The 17,519-nt window shown below is 71.1% G+C and carries 15 protein-coding genes and 4 pseudogenes; 6 read left to right on the plus strand and 13 right to left on the minus strand.

The genetic code is table 11. The annotated features are described in order from the left end of the window. The 7 genes and pseudogenes from JNW91_RS11310 to JNW91_RS11340 form a co-directional block, all read right to left on the minus strand. The coding region (locus tag JNW91_RS11310; protein ID WP_238424784.1) for a cytidine deaminase at positions 1–752 on the minus strand (752 nt) is incomplete at its 3' end. A gap of 144 nt (positions 753–896) precedes the next feature. Further along, positions 897–2,176: pseudogene (locus tag JNW91_RS11315) on the minus strand (ABC transporter permease). A gap of 3 nt (positions 2,177–2,179) precedes the next feature. Further along, complete coding sequence (locus JNW91_RS11320) at positions 2,180–3,535, minus strand: ABC transporter permease (RefSeq protein ID WP_203174835.1); 1,356 nt, start codon at positions 3,533–3,535, stop codon at positions 2,180–2,182. Then, on the minus strand, positions 3,532–5,115 hold the full coding sequence (locus JNW91_RS11325) for an ABC transporter ATP-binding protein (RefSeq protein WP_203174860.1): 1,584 nt from the start codon (positions 5,113–5,115) through the stop codon (positions 3,532–3,534). The genes JNW91_RS11320 and JNW91_RS11325 overlap by 4 nt, the downstream gene beginning before the upstream one ends. 192 nt (positions 5,116–5,307) lie before the next feature. Beyond that, the gene (locus JNW91_RS11330; RefSeq protein ID WP_203174861.1) at positions 5,308–6,375 is read right to left on the minus strand and encodes a BMP family lipoprotein; all 1,068 of its coding nucleotides are present in this window, start codon (positions 6,373–6,375) and stop codon (positions 5,308–5,310) included. Between the two features lie 277 nt (positions 6,376–6,652). After that, the gene (locus JNW91_RS11335) at positions 6,653–6,994 is read right to left on the minus strand and encodes a hypothetical protein (protein WP_203174836.1); all 342 of its coding nucleotides are present in this window, start codon (positions 6,992–6,994) and stop codon (positions 6,653–6,655) included. A 128-nt stretch (positions 6,995–7,122) separates the two neighbouring features. Beyond that, positions 7,123–7,287 (minus strand): hypothetical protein, encoded by a 165-nt coding sequence (locus JNW91_RS11340; protein WP_203174865.1) that lies wholly within the window; start codon positions 7,285–7,287, stop codon positions 7,123–7,125. A gap of 157 nt (positions 7,288–7,444) precedes the next feature. Here JNW91_RS11340 and JNW91_RS11345 point away from each other — a divergent pair, with 157 nt between their 5' ends. The 4 genes and pseudogenes from JNW91_RS11345 to JNW91_RS11360 all read left to right on the plus strand — a co-directional run bounded on the left by JNW91_RS11345 (position 7,445) and on the right by JNW91_RS11360 (position 10,313). Then, complete coding sequence (locus JNW91_RS11345) at positions 7,445–8,530, plus strand: LacI family DNA-binding transcriptional regulator (RefSeq protein WP_203174837.1); 1,086 nt, start codon at positions 7,445–7,447, stop codon at positions 8,528–8,530. Between the two features lie 96 nt (positions 8,531–8,626). Then, positions 8,627–9,091 (plus strand): annotated as a pseudogene (locus tag JNW91_RS11350) (DUF3459 domain-containing protein); the annotation flags it as partial. Positions 9,092–9,294: 203 nt separating this feature from the next. Beyond that, positions 9,295–9,666, plus strand: coding sequence for a VOC family protein (locus JNW91_RS11355; protein WP_203174838.1), 372 nt, complete (start codon positions 9,295–9,297; stop codon positions 9,664–9,666). A gap of 134 nt (positions 9,667–9,800) precedes the next feature. After that, the gene (locus tag JNW91_RS11360; RefSeq protein WP_203174839.1) at positions 9,801–10,313 is read left to right on the plus strand and encodes a DUF2690 domain-containing protein; all 513 of its coding nucleotides are present in this window, start codon (positions 9,801–9,803) and stop codon (positions 10,311–10,313) included. Between the two features lie 88 nt (positions 10,314–10,401). Here JNW91_RS11360 and JNW91_RS11365 read toward each other — a convergent pair. The 6 genes and pseudogenes from JNW91_RS11365 to JNW91_RS11390 all read right to left on the minus strand — a co-directional run. Next, a pseudogene (locus JNW91_RS11365) lies at positions 10,402–10,838 on the minus strand (hypothetical protein). 81 nt (positions 10,839–10,919) lie between these two features. After that, the gene (locus JNW91_RS11370) at positions 10,920–11,240 is read right to left on the minus strand and encodes a GntR family transcriptional regulator (RefSeq protein ID WP_309244320.1); all 321 of its coding nucleotides are present in this window, start codon (positions 11,238–11,240) and stop codon (positions 10,920–10,922) included. A gap of 64 nt (positions 11,241–11,304) precedes the next feature. Then, positions 11,305–12,228 (minus strand): YhjD/YihY/BrkB family envelope integrity protein, encoded by a 924-nt coding sequence (locus JNW91_RS11375; protein WP_203174840.1) that lies wholly within the window; start codon positions 12,226–12,228, stop codon positions 11,305–11,307. 79 nt (positions 12,229–12,307) lie between these two features. Then, on the minus strand, positions 12,308–12,877 hold the full coding sequence (locus tag JNW91_RS11380; protein ID WP_309244321.1) for a 2'-5' RNA ligase family protein: 570 nt from the start codon (positions 12,875–12,877) through the stop codon (positions 12,308–12,310). Between the two features lie 25 nt (positions 12,878–12,902). After that, on the minus strand, positions 12,903–13,928 hold the full coding sequence (gene trpS, locus JNW91_RS11385) for a tryptophan--tRNA ligase (RefSeq protein WP_203174842.1): 1,026 nt from the start codon (positions 13,926–13,928) through the stop codon (positions 12,903–12,905). Positions 13,929–14,105: 177 nt separating this feature from the next. After that, positions 14,106–15,098 (minus strand): annotated as a pseudogene (locus tag JNW91_RS11390) (hemolysin family protein); the annotation flags it as partial. Between the two features lie 250 nt (positions 15,099–15,348). Between JNW91_RS11390 and galE the strand changes: the two are divergent. Continuing rightward, positions 15,349–16,278 carry a UDP-glucose 4-epimerase GalE gene (gene galE, locus JNW91_RS11395; RefSeq protein ID WP_238424789.1) on the plus strand — a complete coding sequence of 310 codons (930 nt, stop codon included), beginning with the start codon at positions 15,349–15,351 and terminating at the stop codon, positions 16,276–16,278. Beyond that, positions 16,275–17,453: a galactokinase gene (gene galK / locus JNW91_RS11400; protein WP_203174845.1), complete on the plus strand. Its 1,179-nt coding sequence runs from the start codon at positions 16,275–16,277 to the stop codon at positions 17,451–17,453. Before galE ends, galK begins: the two co-directional genes overlap by 4 nt. The last annotated feature ends 66 nt before the right edge of the window (positions 17,454–17,519 follow it).

The raw sequence follows: 17,519 nt of genomic DNA on the forward strand, positions 1-17,519 counted from the left end.
AAGCCTGACCGCCCCGGAGCCGGGCACCGGTCGGCCCCATCCCCAAAGCTCAACTCCAGCGACCGGATCTCCAGAGGCGGCTCACCCTCACCAGCCCAGAAGATCGTGCCGGTCTCGTCCACCACCACCACGCGGGGCGTGCGAGCCATCCCCCAGGTGATCGCCTCCGCCGGGTCGTCCCAGCTCGGCGCCTCCTCCAGCACCCCGGTCTCCGCGCCGGCGTCGTCTCCGGCCGACCGCTCCCAGTACGCCGTCCAGACCTGCTGCCCGGCGGACATGTCCGGGTGCACGAAGACGGTGCCGCGTCCACGCCAGGCGGCCAGCCGCTCCGGCACCACGGGCACCGGCGTCTCGCCGGTCACCGCCTCCAGGTCCTCCACGCCGAAGGCGTGCGGCAGCAGCTCGGCCATCCGCAGCGGGTGTGCCTTCGTCTCGATGAGGCATTCCGGCCCGCCGTGCTCCCACAGCAGCTGCCGGCATCGGCCACACGGCATGAGCGGCTCACCCGTGGCGTCGACGCAGGAGAGCGCGACGAGCCGACCGCCACCGGTGGCGTGCAGGCTGGAGACGACTCCACACTCCGCGCAGAGCGTGACTCCGTACGCGGCGTTCTCCACGTTGCAGCCGACCACGACGCGGCCGTCGTCGACCAGCGCGGCCGCGCCGACCGGGAACGTCGAGTACGGCGCGTACGCGTGCCGCATCGCCTCGGTGGCGGCGGCGCGCAACCGCGCCCAGTCAATGTCGGTCATGCCACTCATTCTGCCGAAGTAGCCCAGGTCAGAAGCGGGCAGGGTCCAGGGCCAGGCGCAGCGGTACGCGGTGATCGGATGCTGAAAGTAGGTCCGGCACGCCCCTGGCACCTACGTCTCATCACCTGGTCACGACTACGGGTGTCAGCCCTTGATGTACGGCTTGCCGTCGGCGGCCGGCGCCCGGACCCGACCGACCAGACCGGCAACCGCCAGGATCGTCGCCAGGTAGGGCAGCATGGCCAGGAACTGGCTGGGGATCGAGCTGTTGATGGCGCCCAGGTAGGTGGCGAGCTGGTCGGCGAAGCCGAAGAAGAGCGCGGCGAGCAGCGCCCCGGTCGGGTTCCACCGGCCGAAGATCAGCGCGGCCAGCGCGATGAACCCCTTGCCACCGATCATGTTCTTGGTGAACGAGTAGAGCGCCAGCGTGTACGACGCACCGCCGATGCCGGCGACAACGCCCGCCAGCAGCACGTTGCGGTAGCGCACCCGCAGCACCTTGACGCCGAGCGTGTCGGCGGCGGTCGGGTGTTCGCCGACCGAGCGGGTACGCAGCCCCCAGCGGGTACGGAACAGCCCGATGTGGATCACCAGCACCAGGAGCAGGCCGAGGTAGAGGAAGATGTTGCCGCGGAACAGCGCCGGCCCGAGCACCGGGATGTCCTTGAGCAGCGGGATCTCCCAGTTGCTGAACCGGGGCGCGCTGTTGTACCGCTCGATGTTGGTCTGCATCAGCCGCTCGTACAGGAAGCCGGTGACGCCGACCGCGAGCAGGTTCAGCACGATGCCCATGACGACCTGGTCGACCAGGTAGCGGATGGCGAAGACGGCCAGCAGCAGCGAGATGAACGCGCGCCGATCGCGGCGGCGACCAGGCCCACCCAGACGCTGCCGGAGATGCTGCCGAAGAGCGCGCCGCTGAACGCGCCCATCAGCAACTGACCCTCGATGGCCACGTTGACCACACCGGAGCGCTCGCAGAGCACCCCGGCGAGCGCACCGAAGATCAGCGGCAGGGCCAGGATGAAGGTGCCCCGGATGATGTTGACCAGGGGCATGAAGTTCTGCCCGGTCGGCGCGGCGGAGACCTGCCAGCAGAGGAAGGAGAGCACGAAGCCGACCAGCCCGACGCCGAGCACGGGCAGGAACCACCGCTTCGGCACCCCGGCGAGCAGTGCCGCGCCCGCGGCGACCGCGATGATCCCGAACAGGATCGCCCCGATCGTGCCGTTGATCTCCAGCGCGGCACCGGAGGCGTCGTCGCTGAGCGTGAACCGGGCCTGCTGGTCGGTGGCGAGCGCCCCGAAGAGCACCGCCGCCAGCAGACCGAGCGCCAGCAGCGTGAGGCCGACCTTGCGGCTACGGGTCCAGAAGCCCTCGTCGACCGGGGCGACCGCGACGTCGGGGACAGCCATGGTGGACATGAGTTACCAGCCCTTCGCCAGGCTCGTCTGCAACCGGGCGGCCCGTGCGGCCCGGAGCTGGAAGATCGCCTTCACCAGGGCCGGCGCGGCGATGAAAATGACGATCAGCGCCTGGAGCACGGTCACCAGCTCCAGCGAGATCCCCGAGTACGACTGCATCCGGTTGCCGCCGGCCTGGAGCGCACCGAACAGCAGCGCGGCGAGCAGCACCCCCCAGGGCTTCACCCGGCCGAGCAGCGCCACGAGGATGCCGTCGAAGCCGATCTGCGCGACCACCAGCGGCGTCAGGGCGCTCGCGGTGGAGCCGAGCACCATGTTCGAGCCGCCCAGGCCGGCCAGGATCCCGGAGAACACCATGATCAGGATGTACGTCCGGGTGACGCTGATGCCGGCGGTGCGGGCGGCGTCCGGGTTGGCGCCGACCGCGCGCAGCTCGAAGCCGAGCGTGGAGCGGTTGAGCAGCCAGGCGACCGCCCAGGTGGCCAGCACGGCGAGCAGGATGCCGGCGTGCACCCGCAGGTTGTCGCCGAGCAGTCGGGGCAGCTGGGCGGAGTTGTCCACCGCCCTGCTGATCGCGTCGGTGCGGGTCGGGTCCTGCACGCCGTTCTGCACGATCAGCCAGGTGAGGAAGTACGTGGCGACGTAGTTGAGCATGATCGTGTTGATCACCTCGTGTGCGCCGGCGCGGGCCTTGAGGATGCCCGGGATGAACCCCCAGAGCGCACCGCCCAGGGCGCCGGCCAGCACCGCCGCCAGCAGGTGCAGGCCGGGCGGCAGCGGCAGCAGGAAACCGGCCAGCGCCGCCAGGATCACGCCGATGGTCGCCTGGCCCTGCGCGCCGATGTTGAACAGGCCGCCGCGGAAGGCCAGCGCCACCGCCAGGCCGGTGAAGACCAGGGGCGCGGCGTAGGTCAGCGTCTCGGAGATCGGCGCCAGCACTGCCTGCCAGCCGTTGCTGCCGTTCAACCAGCCGGAGAACGCCTCCGGGTCGAAGACCGAACCCTTGAACAGGTTCGCGTACGCCTCGCTCACCAGCGTCCAACTGGCAGTGAACGCGTCGGAGGGGCGGGCCGTGATGTACGAGTAGGTGTGCAGCACGTCCGGATCAGAGATGATCATCAGCACCGCGCCGACCACGACCGCCAGCACCAGCGACAGCAGGGTCACCGTGAAGGTGTTGGCCGCCCAGAGGTTGTTTAGGAACAACCGACCCAGGGACGGCTGCGGCTGCGGCTCCGACACCTTCGGCGTGGTGGCCGTGCCGGCCCGCTCGGTGTTGCCGAGGGCGTTCTGCGCGGCCTGCGCCTCGCTCGCCGGCTCCTTGTCCGGAGAGCCCGACTGCGGGTTGGGGTTGGTCATGCCTCGTCCTCGCTCGCGGAGCCGTCGGCGCTCGCCGGGCCCCCGTCGGTCGCCGCACCGTCCTCGCCGGCGGCGTCCGGACTGATGCCGGCCATCAGCAGGCCGATCTCCTCACGGGGGGTGTCCGGGCCGACGACGCCGATGACCCGTCCGCGGTACATCACCGCGATCCGGTCGGCCAGCCCGATCACCTCGTCGAGTTCGCTGGAGACCACCATGACGGCCGTCCCGATGTCCCGCTCGTGGATGATCCGGCTGTGGATGAACTCGATCGATCCGACGTCGACGCCACGGGTCGGCTGGGCGGCGATGAAGAGCTTCAGCGGCCGGGACAACTCCCGGGCCACGATCACCTTCTGCTGGTTGCCGCCGGAGAGGGTGCCCACCGGCGCCTCGGCCGATGAGGTACGGACGTCGAACTGCTCGATCCGCTCCTTGGCCGACGAGGCGATCGCGTCCGGCTTCAGCGCGAGCCCGGCACCGAACGGCGGCCGGTCGTAGATGTCCAGCACCAGGTTCTCCGCGACGCTGAACTCCTTGACCAGGCCGTCCACGCTGCGGTCCTCGGGCACGTAGCCGACGCCCGCGCGGAGCACCTTCTTCGTCTTCCAGCCGTCGATCCGGTCGCCGGCCAGGCTGACGGTGCCGGCGAGCACCGGCCGCAGGCCCATGATCGCCTCGATCAGCTCGGTCTGACCGTTGCCCTGTACGCCCGCCACGCCGAGCACCTCGCCGGCACGCACGGTCAGGTCCACCCCGTCGACGGCGCGGATCTGCCGGTCGTCGTCGACGACCAGCCCCGTCACCTCCAGCACCGGGTCGCCCGCCGTGGCCGGGGACTTGTCCACGGTGAGCCGAACGTTGCGCCCGACCATCAGCGCGGCCAGCTCGTCCCGGCTGGCCTCCGGGGAGGCGGTGCCGACGGTCTTCCCGCGTCGGATCACCGTGATCCGGTCGGCGATGGCCTTGACCTCGCCGAGCTTGTGGGTGATGAAGACGATCGATTTGCCGGCCGCCTTGAGCGACCGCATGACGGTCAGCAGTTCGTCGGTCTCCTGGGGGGTGAGCACGGCGGTCGGCTCGTCCAGGATGAGCAGGTCGACGTCGCGTGTGAGCGCCTTGACGATCTCGACGCGCTGCTGGATGCCGACCGGCAGGTCCTCGATCACCGCGTCCGGGTCGACCCGCAGGTTGTAGCGCTCGGACACCTCGGTGACCTCACGCCGGGCACGCCGCCGGTCCAGGAAGCCGGCGATGCCGCCCCGGGTCTGCTCGGCGCCGAGCATGATGTTCTCGGCCACGGTGAAGACCGGCACCAGCATGAAGTGCTGGTGCACCATGCCGATCCCGGCTCCGATCGCATCGGACGGGCCCTTCAGCTTCAGCGGCTTGCCGTCGACCAGGATCTCGCCCTCGTCGGGCTGGTAGAGCCCGTAGAGCACGTTCATCAGGGTCGACTTGCCCGCGCCGTTCTCGCCAAGCAGGGCATGAATCTCTCCAGGCTCCACCGTCAGATCGATGTGGTCGTTGGCGACCAGATCACCGAACCGCTTGGTGATGCCGCGCAGTTCGAGTCTCAGCGCAACCTCCTGGAGTGCGAGCGATGGTGCAGCGTAGCTGCCGGCGACCGGGCCGGACCGGCCGGTCGCCGTGGCGCGCGATCGGCCGCTCCGGCCCCACGGGGGTCACCCGCGGCGCCGGAGCGGCCGGATCGGTCGTACCTGTCCCCCGTCGGCCCCGGTGCTGATCTCACCGAACGAGCCGGGCGGTCGTCACTTGGTCGGCTGGGCCTTCGAGGTGACGGTGATGGTGCCCGCGGCGATGTCCGCCTTGATCTTGTCGAGCTCGGCCTTCAGCTCGGCCGGAACCTTGCTGTCGAAGTCGTGGAACGGGGCGATCGAGACGCCGCTGTTGGCCAGGGTGCCGACGAAGCCCGGGTTGGCCTGCAACTTCTCGCCGCCGGCGGCCTTCAGCACCGCCTCCTTGACGGCCTCCGGGATGTTCTTGACGACCGTGGTGATGATCGCCGCGCAGTCCGGGGTGCTCTCGCAGCCGTCGACGTCCACCCAGATGGTGTTGTACTTGCCGCCCGAGGCCTTGGCCGCGGCGGTGGTGCCGAGGCCGGAGCCGCCAGCGACCGGCATGACGATGTCGGCGCCCTGGGCGACCAGCGCGTCGGAGACCTTCTTGCCCTCGTCCTGCTTGGCGAAGTCGTTGGTGAAGGAGCCCTTCTGGGTCTCCTTGTTCCAACCCAGCGCCTGGACGTTCTTGCCCTTGGTGGTGTTGTAGTACTTCACGCCGTCGACGAAACCGTCCATGAAGATGGTCACCGGCGGGATCGGTACGGCACCGTAGGTGCCCACCTTGCCACTCTTGCTCATCCCGGCGGCCAGGTAGCCGGCCTGGAACGCGGCCTGGGCGGTGTCGAACTGCATCGGGTAGATGTTGTCCACACGCGGGTTGGAGTCGACGATGCCGAACTGCTGGTTCGGGTTCGCCGCCGCGATCTTCTTGGTGGCGTTCTCCATCAGGCCACCGACCGCCAGGATGAAGTCGCACTTCTGGTTGACGAACTGGGTCAGGTTCGGCTCGTAGTCAGCCTCGGCCTTCGACGCCACGAACTTGGTGTCGATGTTGCTGTTGGCCGCCTTGGCCTCCTCGAGACCCTTCCAGGCCGAGGCGTTGAACGACTTGTCGTCGATGCCGCCAACGTCGGTCACCATGCAGGCGGTGTACTTCTTGGCGCCACTGCCGGCGTTGTTGTCATTATCGGGGGCCTCGCCACACGCTGCGGCGGTGAGCAGAAGCCCACCCACCGCGAAGATCGAGGCGATCCGCATCCCACGCACCGAGCGCAAGACGTCTCCTTCCCATTGCACACCGCGCCTAGTGCGGTGGCAGCCCATCAGCCGACCTGCGGGTGTGCCGCCGGCTGTCCCACGTTACGGACGGGAGCGTACGCCCGCGCCCACCCACCGGCCGACAATCGTGCACGACTGTTGAGCGCCTGTTACCCGGGTGTAACCCTTGCGTGGGGCAAGTCACTCTTCGTGCTGGTAGTCGAGCGTCCAGGCGTCCCGAACGTCCGGTTCGCAGGGGCTGATCCCCTCCCGGACGTTACCGCCAAAAGACCGCCACCGCCGCGTTGACCAGGGTCAGACCGACGATCGCGAGGAAGTGGCCGCGGTTGACCACGTCCCGCTTCCGGGAGAAGAAGACCATGACGAAGATCAGTAGCGCGATCACCAACTTCGTCACAAGTTTCGCCGGCGCCGGCTCGTCGCCGTCGCGCAGTGGCGCGGCGAGCCCGAGGCCGGTCAGCAACTGGATCACCGCCCCCCAGAGCATGGCCGGGTTGATCCGCAGCCGGCCGCTGACGTACTGGGCGATCGAGCCGCCGAGCAGCAGGGCGAAGCCGATCAGATGGACGTAGAGGAGAATCAGTCTCAGTGCTTCCACGCCGCCCATCCTCCCCTATCAACGACAGTTCGTAGTAGGGGGCTCGCGCGACCGTCGCGTCGAGGCCCGCCGCGGCGGCCGTCAGCACAGCCGCCAGACCTGAAAGGTGGGGCCGTCGGCGGGCAGGGTCAACACCTCGTCGTGGCGAGCAGACCGACGGCCACCTCCTGCCGGGCCGCGTCGCCGACCACCGTCCGGATCCGGGCCGAATCGTGCGAGCCGAGCAACTGCCAGGAGTGCACGTACGAACGCCAGGAAGTCAGCGAACGGTAGGCGCCCGTGGTGGCCAGCACCGAGCGCACCGGGAACCTCTGGAAGTTCTTGCCAACCGGCGCATCAGAATTGCGCCGCTATTCTCGCCTGTTGCGGGGACGTTAGCAAGACGTTGCAGAGAATGGAAGAGTTTGCAGAGCACCCCGCAAGAATTTGCCGGTGGGCTAAAGTGCCGCCATGCGCGCTCGACTGTCCGACATCGCCCAGCAGGCCGAAGTCAGCGAGGCCACGGTGTCGCGGGTGCTCAACGACCGCCCCGGCGTGGCGCCGGAGACCCGGCAGGCCGTCCTCACCGCCCTCGACGTGCTCGGTTACGAGCGCCCTGCCCGGCTGCGTAAACGCAGCGCCGGGCTGGTCGGCCTGGTGGTTCCGGAGCTGGATAACCCGATCTTCCCCGCCTTCGCCCAGGTCATCGAGTCGACCCTGGCCCAGAACGGGTTCACGCCGGTGCTCTGCACGCAGACCGCGGGCGGGGTCACCGAGGACGAGTACGTGGAGATGCTGCTGGACCGGCAGGTCTCCGGCATCGTCTTCGTGTCCGGCCTGCACGCCGACACCGCGGCCAACCACGACCGCTACCGGGCGCTGATCGCCCGTCCGCTGCCGGTGGTGATGATCAACGGGTACGTGCCCGGAATCGGCGCGCCCTTCGTCTCCTGCGACGACCGGGAGGCCGCCGAGCTGGCGGTGGCCCACCTCGTCGCACTCGGACACCGGCGGATCGGCCTGATCACCGGCCCGGACCGGTTCGTCCCGGTCCAGCGCAAGGTGGCCGGCTGGCGTGCGGCGATGACGCGGCTCGCCGGTGTGGCCGAGGCCGATCTCGGTTCGCTCGCCGAGCTGTCGCTGTTCGGCGTGGAGGGTGGCGAGGCGGCGGCCGGCCGGCTGCTGGACCGCGGCGTCACCGGCGTGGTCTGCGGCTCGGACCTGATGGCGCTCGGCGCGGTCCGGGCCGCACGCCAACGCGGCCTGACCGTTCCGGGCGACCTCTCCGTGGTCGGGTACGACGATTCGCCGTTGATGGCCTTCACCGACCCGCCGCTGACCACCATGCGTCAGCCGGTGACCGCGATGGCGGTGGCCGCGGTCCGGGCGCTGGTGGACGAGATCAACGGGCACGGCGCCCCGCACTCGGAGTACCTGTTCCGCCCGGAGCTGGTGGTGCGCGGCTCGACCGCGGTCGCCCCCGCCGCCGCCCGCTCCGGCGGTGGCGGATCGAACCGGCACCGTCCCGGCTCCTCGCCGCTGGCCGTCCCCGCCTGAGCGGCGCCCCTTCGACCGGTTCCGCGCCCGACCGGTGGGAGGCCCGGAACCCACCGGCGGCCCGCCTCGGACCGCCATTCCTTGCGCAAGAACTGGGTGCGCCAGGATCCGGCGTTCCTGCGGACCGGCGAGAGCCGCGACGGCTGCCGCGTGCCCATCCCGTGGACCGGCGAGCTGGCACCGTACGGCTTCGGGCCGGCCGGCAGCGAGTTGAGTTGGCTACCCACCCCCTCCACCTGGCGGGCGCTGTCCGTCGCCGCGCAGACCGGCGTGCCCGGCTCGACGCTGGAGGTGTACCGGGCCGCGCTGCGCATCCGCCGCGAACATCCGGCGCTGGCCGTCGACGCCGGCGGGGTCACCTGGCTGGAGACCGACCCGGGCGTGCTCGCCTTCTCCCGCGCCGCCGGCGAAACGGTGCTGACCTGCGTGGTCAACCTCAGCGGAGCGCCGGTCCTGATCGACGGGTACGGCCAGCCGGTCGTCGCCAGCGACACGCTCACCGGGCAGGGCTCCGGCCATCTGCTGCCGGTCGACGCTGCCGCCTGGTTGGAACGCCGCTGAGCGGGTAACCCGTTCTCGACCTGGTCGTCCGTCGTGCCCCGCGCCAACGGGCGACTGGGCTACCGGCCCCTTGTGGTGGGGGGTGAGGTGGCGCCGGCGCCGCGCAGAGGTGACTCCGCGCGGCGCCGGTGTCCGTCTGGGCCGGTGTGTGCGCCGTCGCCGCCGTGGGTACCGCACGGGTACCGGCACTACGGAGGTGACCCATGGTGGTACGGGTGGCGCAGTGCACGATCGACGTCGAGGATCTGGACCTGATGGTCGCGTTCTGGTCGGCGGCGCTCGGCTACCAGGTCGAGCAGGGCGATGACGGCAGCGCCAAGCTGTGGCCGTCGGGACAGCCGTCCGCGGCGGCCCCCACCATCTGGTTGCAGGGCTCCGGCACCGCCAAGCGGGGCAAGAACCGTCTGCACCTCGACCTGGTCGCCGACGGCGATCCGCAGACCGAGGTGCGGCGGCTCGTCGGCCTCGGTGCGCGGCATGTCGACGTCGGGCAGAGCGGCACCGAGCGGTTCACGGTGCTCGCCGACCCCGAGGGGAACGAATTCTGCGTGCTGGACGCCGCGCCGACCCGCTGACCGACCTCCCAACCGGGCATCACCGTGAGCTACCAATCTCCTGAACAGGCAACGTGAGCGCGGAACACGTTTGCGCAGCCCGGATACCGTCCACGTCGGATGGTTCCACACCACGCCGTTACAGGAGGTAGTCCATGATCGCTGAGAACATGCGGCGCAACGCAGTCCTGAAGCGACTGCTCGCCGCCCTGGCGGTCGTCAGCACGGCAATCGCCGTCGGCCTCGTACCGGCAGCCCCCGCCCACGCGGTCAGCTGCTATGGCGACTACTGCTCGGGGAAGGACCCGGAGGCCACCGGTTGCTCGGCCGGAGCGGTCACCGTCGCGTGGAAGGACGTGACCGGCGCCCGCCTCGAACTGCGGTGGTCGGCCACCTGCAAGACGAACTGGGCCCGGTACATCCAGTACCCGCGGGGCTGGTTCATGGGCAACGTCCCGATCGAGATGCGGGCGGTGCAGGACACCGGCTACACCCAACGCAAGGACTACGGCGTGAACGGCACGCCGGAGGGCACCACCTGGACCCCCATGATCTACTCCCCGGTCCGCCTGGTCCGAGCCGAGATGACCTACCAGTGCACCAGCGTCGGTGACTGCGTCGTCGGAGCGGGAACGGGTCAGAACCCGGTCCGTACGGGATGGGCCTGACCTGAACGGGACCTCGCCGGCTGACATCACGTGTCAGCCGGCGAGGGCCGCACGGCGCCCCCGTGTCAGTCGACGTCGCCGGAGCCACTCACTTCGCGGTCAGCAGTGCCGCGATCCGGGTGAAGCCGGCACGTACCTCGGCTTCGTCCGGCGGCTCGGCGGGCTCACCATGGCCCGCCTCGTCGGCCGCGGCGTCCAACTCCTCGTCGATCACGTCCTCGAAGTCGCCGTACAGGTCGGCCCCCTCGACCCGGCGGGCCTCGTCCTCGGCGGCGACCTGCGCGGCGGCGATCTCGCTACGGATCTCGTCGCCGACAGCGCCGGCAGCAACGGCTCCACCACGGCCATCAGCTGCTCATCGGCCACCACCGCCTCGGCCAACGCCAGCGCGTGCGGCCGCTCGTACGGCCCGCAGACCACCGGCTCCCACTCGTCGAGGTCACCGAGCGGACCGAAGGTGATGATCCACGGCAGACCCAGCATCGGCGAGTCGGCCGGCAGGTCCAGTGTCATGAGTGCGCCCACCGGCTCATCATGGTCCGCGAACGCGAATGCCGGACGCGGTTCGGCACAGTACCGCCCGTCCGGCGGCCGATCAGGGGCCGGTCAGCCGGGGCGGGCCGCGTCCAGGGCGGCACGGACCAGGGCGAGCGCGGTGGCGGGCGGTACGCCCAGCCGGGCGGCCTCCGCCGCGTAACCGGCCGCCGCCCGGTGCAGTCGGTCGACGGCGTCGTCCCGGCCCGGGGCGACGAAGGTGCCGTTGCGCCCCCGGGTCTTGAGCAGACCGGCCGTCTCCAACTCCCGGTACGCCCGCGCCACCGTGTTCGCGGCGAGCCGCAGGCCGGCGGCGAGCTGCCGGACGGTGGGAAGTCGGCTGCCGACCGGTAACCGACCGTCGCCGATCAGCTCGGCGAGCTGCACGCGCACCTGCTCGTACGGGGGAACCGACGAATCCGGTCGACCGAGATCAGCACCTGCACGCCTTCCGTCATCAGCCCGCGCCGCCCGGCGTACCGGGATCGGTGTCCTCGTCGAGATTCGCCGGCGGGGCGCCCTCCGCCAGGTCCACCACCCGCCCCTTCGTGCTGGTCGCGAGCAGCGCGGCCCCGAACAGCACCAGCTGGTTGAGCAGGTAGAGGTAGAGCAGCAGACCGACGGCGCCGGCAACCACCGTGTACGCCGGGTTCCGCTCGGTGCGCACCACGTAGTACCGGCCGACCGTGTTGAGCAGCGTGATGCCGACCGCGACCAGCAGCACCACCGGCCGCAGCCGGGACCGGCTCATCCGCAGCCGGGGCACCGCGAGCAGCAACGCGGTGGCGAGTACCGCGTTGACCAGCACGCTGAGCACCGCGCTGACCGTGGTCAGTCCGACCGACCCGGTGCTGCGCAGCAGGAAGCGCAGCAGCGACTCCAACGCGTCCACGGCCGCCACCGAGACGCCGAGGAGCACGAAGACGCCGATCATCACCCCCAGGTCGACCAGCCGTCGGACCACCAGGTTGCCGGGCTGCTGGTTGAACGCGTACATCAGTCGCTGCGAGGAGCGGATCGCCTCCACCCAACCGATCCCGGTGAAGACCAGGATGACCAGACCGACCACACCGACCGTGCCGCTGGAGTTGGCGATCTGCTGCGCGTCGAGGAACGGCAGGTTCTCCTTGAGAAAGTCGGCCGCCGCGGCGCTGACCTCGTCGTTGTCCTCCAGGATCGCGCCGAAGATCGAGAACGCGACCAGGGCGAGCGCGAACACCGCGAAGAAGCCGTAGTAGGCGATCGCCGCCGCCAGTCGCCCGGCCAGCACCTCGCCGTACAGCACGCCGGCCCGCCACACGTGGTCGAAGAGACCGGAGCGGCCGCGCGCGGCACTCACCCAACGGTCGATGCCCGCCTCGATCTGGCCGATCACGTTCACGCGATCATCCTCGCCGAACTCCCACCGCCGTAGTGGCAACCGGCTTCCGATGCTCGCCGACCGGCGCGTCGCCGGCCGGTCAGTCGCCGAGCCGGAAGTCCCGACGCGGTTGCCACCGGGCCTGCCCGCTGTGCGAGAAGAGGGTGAACGCGTCGACTTCGAACATCGCCGAGAAGTCGGCCAGATCCTCGTACGCCTTGTCCAGTGCCTCGGGCGCGACGTCCTGCGCGACGGTGACGTGCGGATGGTACGGGAAGCGGGTCTGGCGGTGCAGGCCCGGCGCCGCGGCGATGGCCGCGGCCAGCAGCTCGCACTCGCTGATGCCGGCGGCCACCGCGACGAAGACCACCTGCGTCACCGGGCGGAACGTGCCGGTGCCCCGCAGGTGCAGCGCGAACGGCAGGTGCGCGGCGGCGACGGCGGCGAGGTGCTGCTCGACGGCGGGCAGGTTGGCCGTCGGGATCTCGGTCGGCCCGAGCAGCGTCACGTGCGCGGGCACCGCGAGCGGGTCACCGGCCTCGACCCGTCGCCGGGTGAGTTGGCCACCCCACGGCTCCGGGATGTCCACCGCGATGCCGATCTGGATGGTGTCGCCGGTGGGCGGCACCCCGCCACTGCGATCCACGCTCCGCGCCGCCCTCTCGGCCACCGACCCGCCCACCTGTCCCGCGGCGCTATTCGCCGCGCACCGGCGGGAAGAACCCGACCCGTTCGTACGCCGACCGCAGCGTCGGACCGGCCACCGCCCGGGCCTTCTCGGCGCCGGCGGCGAGCAGCTTGTCCAGCTGCGCCGGATCGTCGAGGTACGTGCGGGTGCGCTCCTGGATCGGGCGGACGAACTCCGCCACCACCTCGGCCAGGTCCTTTTTGAGGTCGCCGTAGCCGCGACCGGCGTACGCGGCCACCAGTTCGTCGATGCCGCGCCCGCTGAGCGCCGAGTGGATGGTCAGCAGGTTGGACACGCCTGGCTTGGTCTCGGCGTCGAAGACGATCTCCCGGCCGGTGTCGGTCACCGCCGAGCGGATCTTCTTGGCCGACCGGGCCGGATCCTCCAGAAGGTCGATGATGCCGGCCGGCGAGGACGACGACTTGGACATCTTCGCCGTCGGCTCCTGCAGGTCAGTGATCTTCGCGGTGTCCTTGACGATGTGCGGCGCGGGCACCGTGAACGTCGTGCCGAACAGCGAGTTGAACCGCTGGGCCAGATCCCGGGAGAGCTCCAGGTGCTGGCGCTGGTCCTCGCCGACCGGCACCGCGTTGGCCTGGTAGAGCAGGATGTCGGCGGCCTGCAGGATCGGGTAGGTGAAGAGCCCGACGCTGGCCCTCTCGTTGCCCTGCTTCTGCGACTTGTCCTTGAACTGCGTCATCCGGCTGGCCTCGCCGAAGCCGGTGATGCAGCCGAGCAGCCAGGCCAGCTGCGGGTGCTCGGGCACCTGCGACTGGACGAACAGGGTGCTGCGCTCCGGGTCCAGACCGACCGCGAAGAGCTGGGCGGCGGCCACCCTGGTCCGCTGACGCAGCAGCGCCGGATCGTGGCCGGCGGTGATGGCGTGCAGGTCCACCACGCAGTAGAACGCGTCGTGGGTCTCCTGCAGGGCCACCCAGTGCCGTACCGCCCCGAGGTAGTTGCCGAGGTGGAACGAGTCGGCCGTCGGCTGGATGCCGGAGAAGACGCGGGGACGGGCGGGAACGTCGGACATGGCGATAATTCTGTCAGCAAGCAACCGGGTCCGTCATGACGGGCCGGCGGGTCGGCCGCGGCCCGCCGGTGCGGGGGTGCTGACCTCGTGCGGGTCCCCCGCGTCGACCCGGCGGGTCGGTCCGGCCGAGGCCCGGCGCCGCTGCCCGGCCACTGGATCCAGCGACTGCCCGGCCCCGGGTGGGCGCGACTGCGCGGCGGTGGGCTCGTGCCGATGCTCCGCTGCCCGCACCGCGGCGACCGCGAGACGGGCCACCCGTCGTCCGTCCAACGCCAGCACCCGCAACGACCAGCCGCCCGGCGGGTCGGGAACGTCCGCGTCGACCGGCTCACCGGGCACCGGCACCTCGTCACCGGTCACCGGCAGCCGCCCCAGTGCGGCCATCACGAACCCGCCGACCGTCTCGTACGGTCCGACGGGCAGCACCACCCCGGTCCGCTCGGCGAAGTCGGACAGGTTGAGCCGGCCGTCCACCACCGCGGGCAGGCCGGCGCGCACCGGGTCGGGAGCGGCGTCGTACTCGTCGTGGATCTCGCCGATCAACTCCTCGATCAGGTCCTCCAGGGTGACGATCCCGGCGGTGCCGCCGTACTCGTCGACCACCACCGCCAGGTGCTGGCCCTCCCGGCGCATCTCGGTCAGCGCGGGCAGCACCCGTTTGCTGCCGGGCAGCCGCTTCACCTCGCGGGTCAGCTCGCCGACGGTGACGCACGCGTCGGCCTCCGGGCGTAGCAGCACGTCGCGCAGGTGCACGAAGCCCACCACGTCGTCGTGGGTGCCGTCGGTGACCGGGTAGCGGGTGTGCGTCTCGGCGCGGACCAGTCGGGCGGCCTCGGCGATGGTCAGCCGGGCGGGGAGGAAGACCACCTCGGTGCGGGGCATCATCACCTCGCGGACGAGGCTGGCGCCGGCCACCAGAACCTCGTCGATGATCCGCCGCTCGTCCGGGTCGAGCACCGTGTTCGCCGCGACCAGATCCCGCAGCTCGGCTTCCGAGATGCGTTCCCGGCCGGCCGCCGGCCCAGCGCCGAGCAGGTCGGTGACGAGGCGGCTGACGCCGTCGGCGGCACGGACCAGCATCCGGGCGACGGCCCGGGCGAGCGGGCCGGGGTCGCGGCGGGGCCGCGCCCGCACGCGTCGCCGGAGCCCGGTACGGGCGGCTTCCCGCATGACAGAGATGGTAGACACCGTTGGCTCACCGCACCGGGATTCACGAACGACGGACCGGGCATGTGCGGCTCTGTTTAATCCTGAGAGATTATGATGGAATGGTGATGGCGGCGTGGTCGGCCAGGGTGTCCGCCGCAGCCGTAGGGTGATCACCGAAGGGCCAGTCCCGGGCGGGGTCGGATCAGGAGGCAACGACGTGAAACTGCTCGTCACCGGGGGCGCCGGCTTCATCGGCAGCGTGGTGACCCGGATGCTGCTGGACGCGGGGCACGAGGTCGTCGTCCTCGACGACCTGCGCACCGGCCACCGCGAGGCGCTCGCTCCCGACGCGACCCACGTCGAGGCGTCCATCCACGACGCCGCCCGCATCGTCACCCCCGACGCCGGCTTCGACGGGGTGCTGCACTTCGCCGCCCTGATCGCCGCCGGCGAGTCGATGGTCAAGCCCGAGCTCTACTGGCAGACCAACACCGTCGGCACACTGGCCCTGATCGACGCGGTCCGGGCCGCCGGGGTGCCCCGGATGGTCTTCTCCTCCACCGCCGCCGTCTACGGCAACCCCACCGAGCTGCCCATTCCGGAGACCGCGGTCAAGGCGCCCACCAACACGTACGGCGCCACCAAACTCGCCGTCGACATGGCGCTCACCTCCGAGGCCGCCGCGCACGGGCTGGCCGCCGTCTCGCTGCGCTACTTCAACGTGGCCGGCGCGCACCTCGACGGCGACATCCCGCTCGGCGAACGGCACGACCCGGAGACACACCTGATCCCGATCGCGCTGGAGGTCGCCGCCGGCCGGCGGGAGAAGCTCCAGCTCTTCGGCGACGACTACCCCACCATGGACGGCACCTGCGTCCGCGACTACATCCACGTCGCCGACCTCGCCCGGGCACACCTGCTGGCGCTGGACGCCGCGACCGCCGGCCAGCACCGGATCTACAACCTGGGCAACGGCAACGGCTTCACCAACCGCCAGGTCGTCGACGTGGTCCGCGAGGTCACCGGGCAGCCCGTGCCGGTCGAGGTGGCCCCGCGCCGCGAGGGCGACCCGGCCGAACTGGTCGCCTCCTCCGCGCTGGCCCGCGACGAGCTGGGCTGGGTGCCCGAGAAGCCGACCCTGCACGACATGGTCGGCGACGCCTGGGCCTTCTACCGCACGCACGTCCTGGAGCAGTCGTGAGCGCGAGGAGTGCCCCCACCGGTGACGTCGCCGAGCGGGCCGCCGAGGGCTTCACCAGCCAGTACGGCGGCAACGCGGCCGGCCGCTGGGCGGCCCCCGGCCGGGTCAACCTGATCGGCGAGCACACCGACTACAACGACGGGTTCGTGCTGCCCTTCGCGCTGCCGCTGCGGACCGTGGTCGCCGCCGACCGGCAGGACGGCGAGCAGTGGACGGTCTGGTCCGAGCTGTCCGGCGAGACGATCACCTTCGGCGCGGACGACGTCGCCGAGCCGGGTCGGGTCACCGGATGGGGCGCGTACGTGGCCGGAGTGGTCTGGGCGTTGCGCGACGCCGGCCACCCGGTGCCCGGTGCCCGGCTGGCGATCGCCTCCGACGTGCCACTGGGCGCCGGGCTGTCGTCCTCGGCCGCGCTGGAGTCGGCCGTCCTCGCCGCCCTGCTCGACCTCGGTGGGCTGGACCTGCCCGCCGAACGGCAGCCCCGGCTGGCGCAGCGGGCGGAGAACGTCTACGTCGGCGCCCCGACCGGGATCATGGACCAGTCCGCGGTGATCCGCTGCCGGGCCGGGCACGCCCTCTTCCTGGACTGCCGCGACGAGTCGGTCGAGCAGATCCCGTTCGACCTGGACGCCGCCGGACTGGCCGTGCTGGTCGTCGACAGTCGGGCGCCGCACCGGCATGCCGACGGCGAGTACGCCGCCCGCCGCCGGTCCTGTGAGGCGGCCGCGAAGGCGCTCGGCGTTCCCGCGCTGCGTGACGTGACCGTCGACCAGCTCGACGCCGCGTTGGCCCGGCTCGACGACGACGAAACCCGGCGCCGGGTGCGGCACGTGGTCACCGAGGACCAGCGTGTGCTGGACACGGTGGCGCTGCTGCGCGCCGGCCGCGTGCGGGACATCGGCCCGCTGCTCACCGCCTCGCACGTCTCGATGCGCGACGACTTCGAGATCACCGTTCCGGAGATCGACACGGCCGTCGAGGCGGCGCTGGGGGCCGGCGCGCTCGGCGCCCGGATGACCGGCGGTGGCTTCGGCGGTTGCGTCCTGGCGCTGGTCGAGGCCGACCGCGCCGACGCGGTAGCCGCCGCCGTCACGGCCGCGTACGCCGAACGCGCCTTCACCGCTCCCACCACCGTGACGGTCCTCCCCGCCCCCGGCGCAACCCGCCTAGCCTAACCCCACCCCACTCCCCACCCGGGTTGATCAAGAGGCTTGCGTAAATCCGAGCCCGGATCCTGACGC

The sequence above is a fragment of the Micromonospora parastrephiae genome (assembly GCF_016802865.1).
Lineage (GTDB): Bacteria > Actinomycetota > Actinomycetes > Mycobacteriales > Micromonosporaceae > Micromonospora > Micromonospora parastrephiae.

Coding starts and splice junctions, on each gene's coding strand:
- JNW91_RS11320 (WP_203174835.1), bottom strand. CDS start 3,535: ATGACCAACCCCAACCCGCAGTCGGGCTCTCCGGACAAGGAGCCGGCG.
- JNW91_RS11330 (WP_203174861.1), bottom strand. CDS start 6,375: ATGCGGATCGCCTCGATCTTCGCGGTGGGTGGGCTTCTGCTCACCGCC.
- JNW91_RS11345 (WP_203174837.1), top strand. CDS start 7,445: ATGCGCGCTCGACTGTCCGACATCGCCCAGCAGGCCGAAGTCAGCGAG.
- JNW91_RS11355 (WP_203174838.1), top strand. CDS start 9,295: ATGGTGGTACGGGTGGCGCAGTGCACGATCGACGTCGAGGATCTGGAC.
- JNW91_RS11360 (WP_203174839.1), top strand. CDS start 9,801: ATGATCGCTGAGAACATGCGGCGCAACGCAGTCCTGAAGCGACTGCTC.
- trpS (WP_203174842.1), bottom strand. CDS start 13,928: ATGTCCGACGTTCCCGCCCGTCCCCGCGTCTTCTCCGGCATCCAGCCG.
- galE (WP_238424789.1), top strand. CDS start 15,349: ATGCTGCTGGACGCGGGGCACGAGGTCGTCGTCCTCGACGACCTGCGC.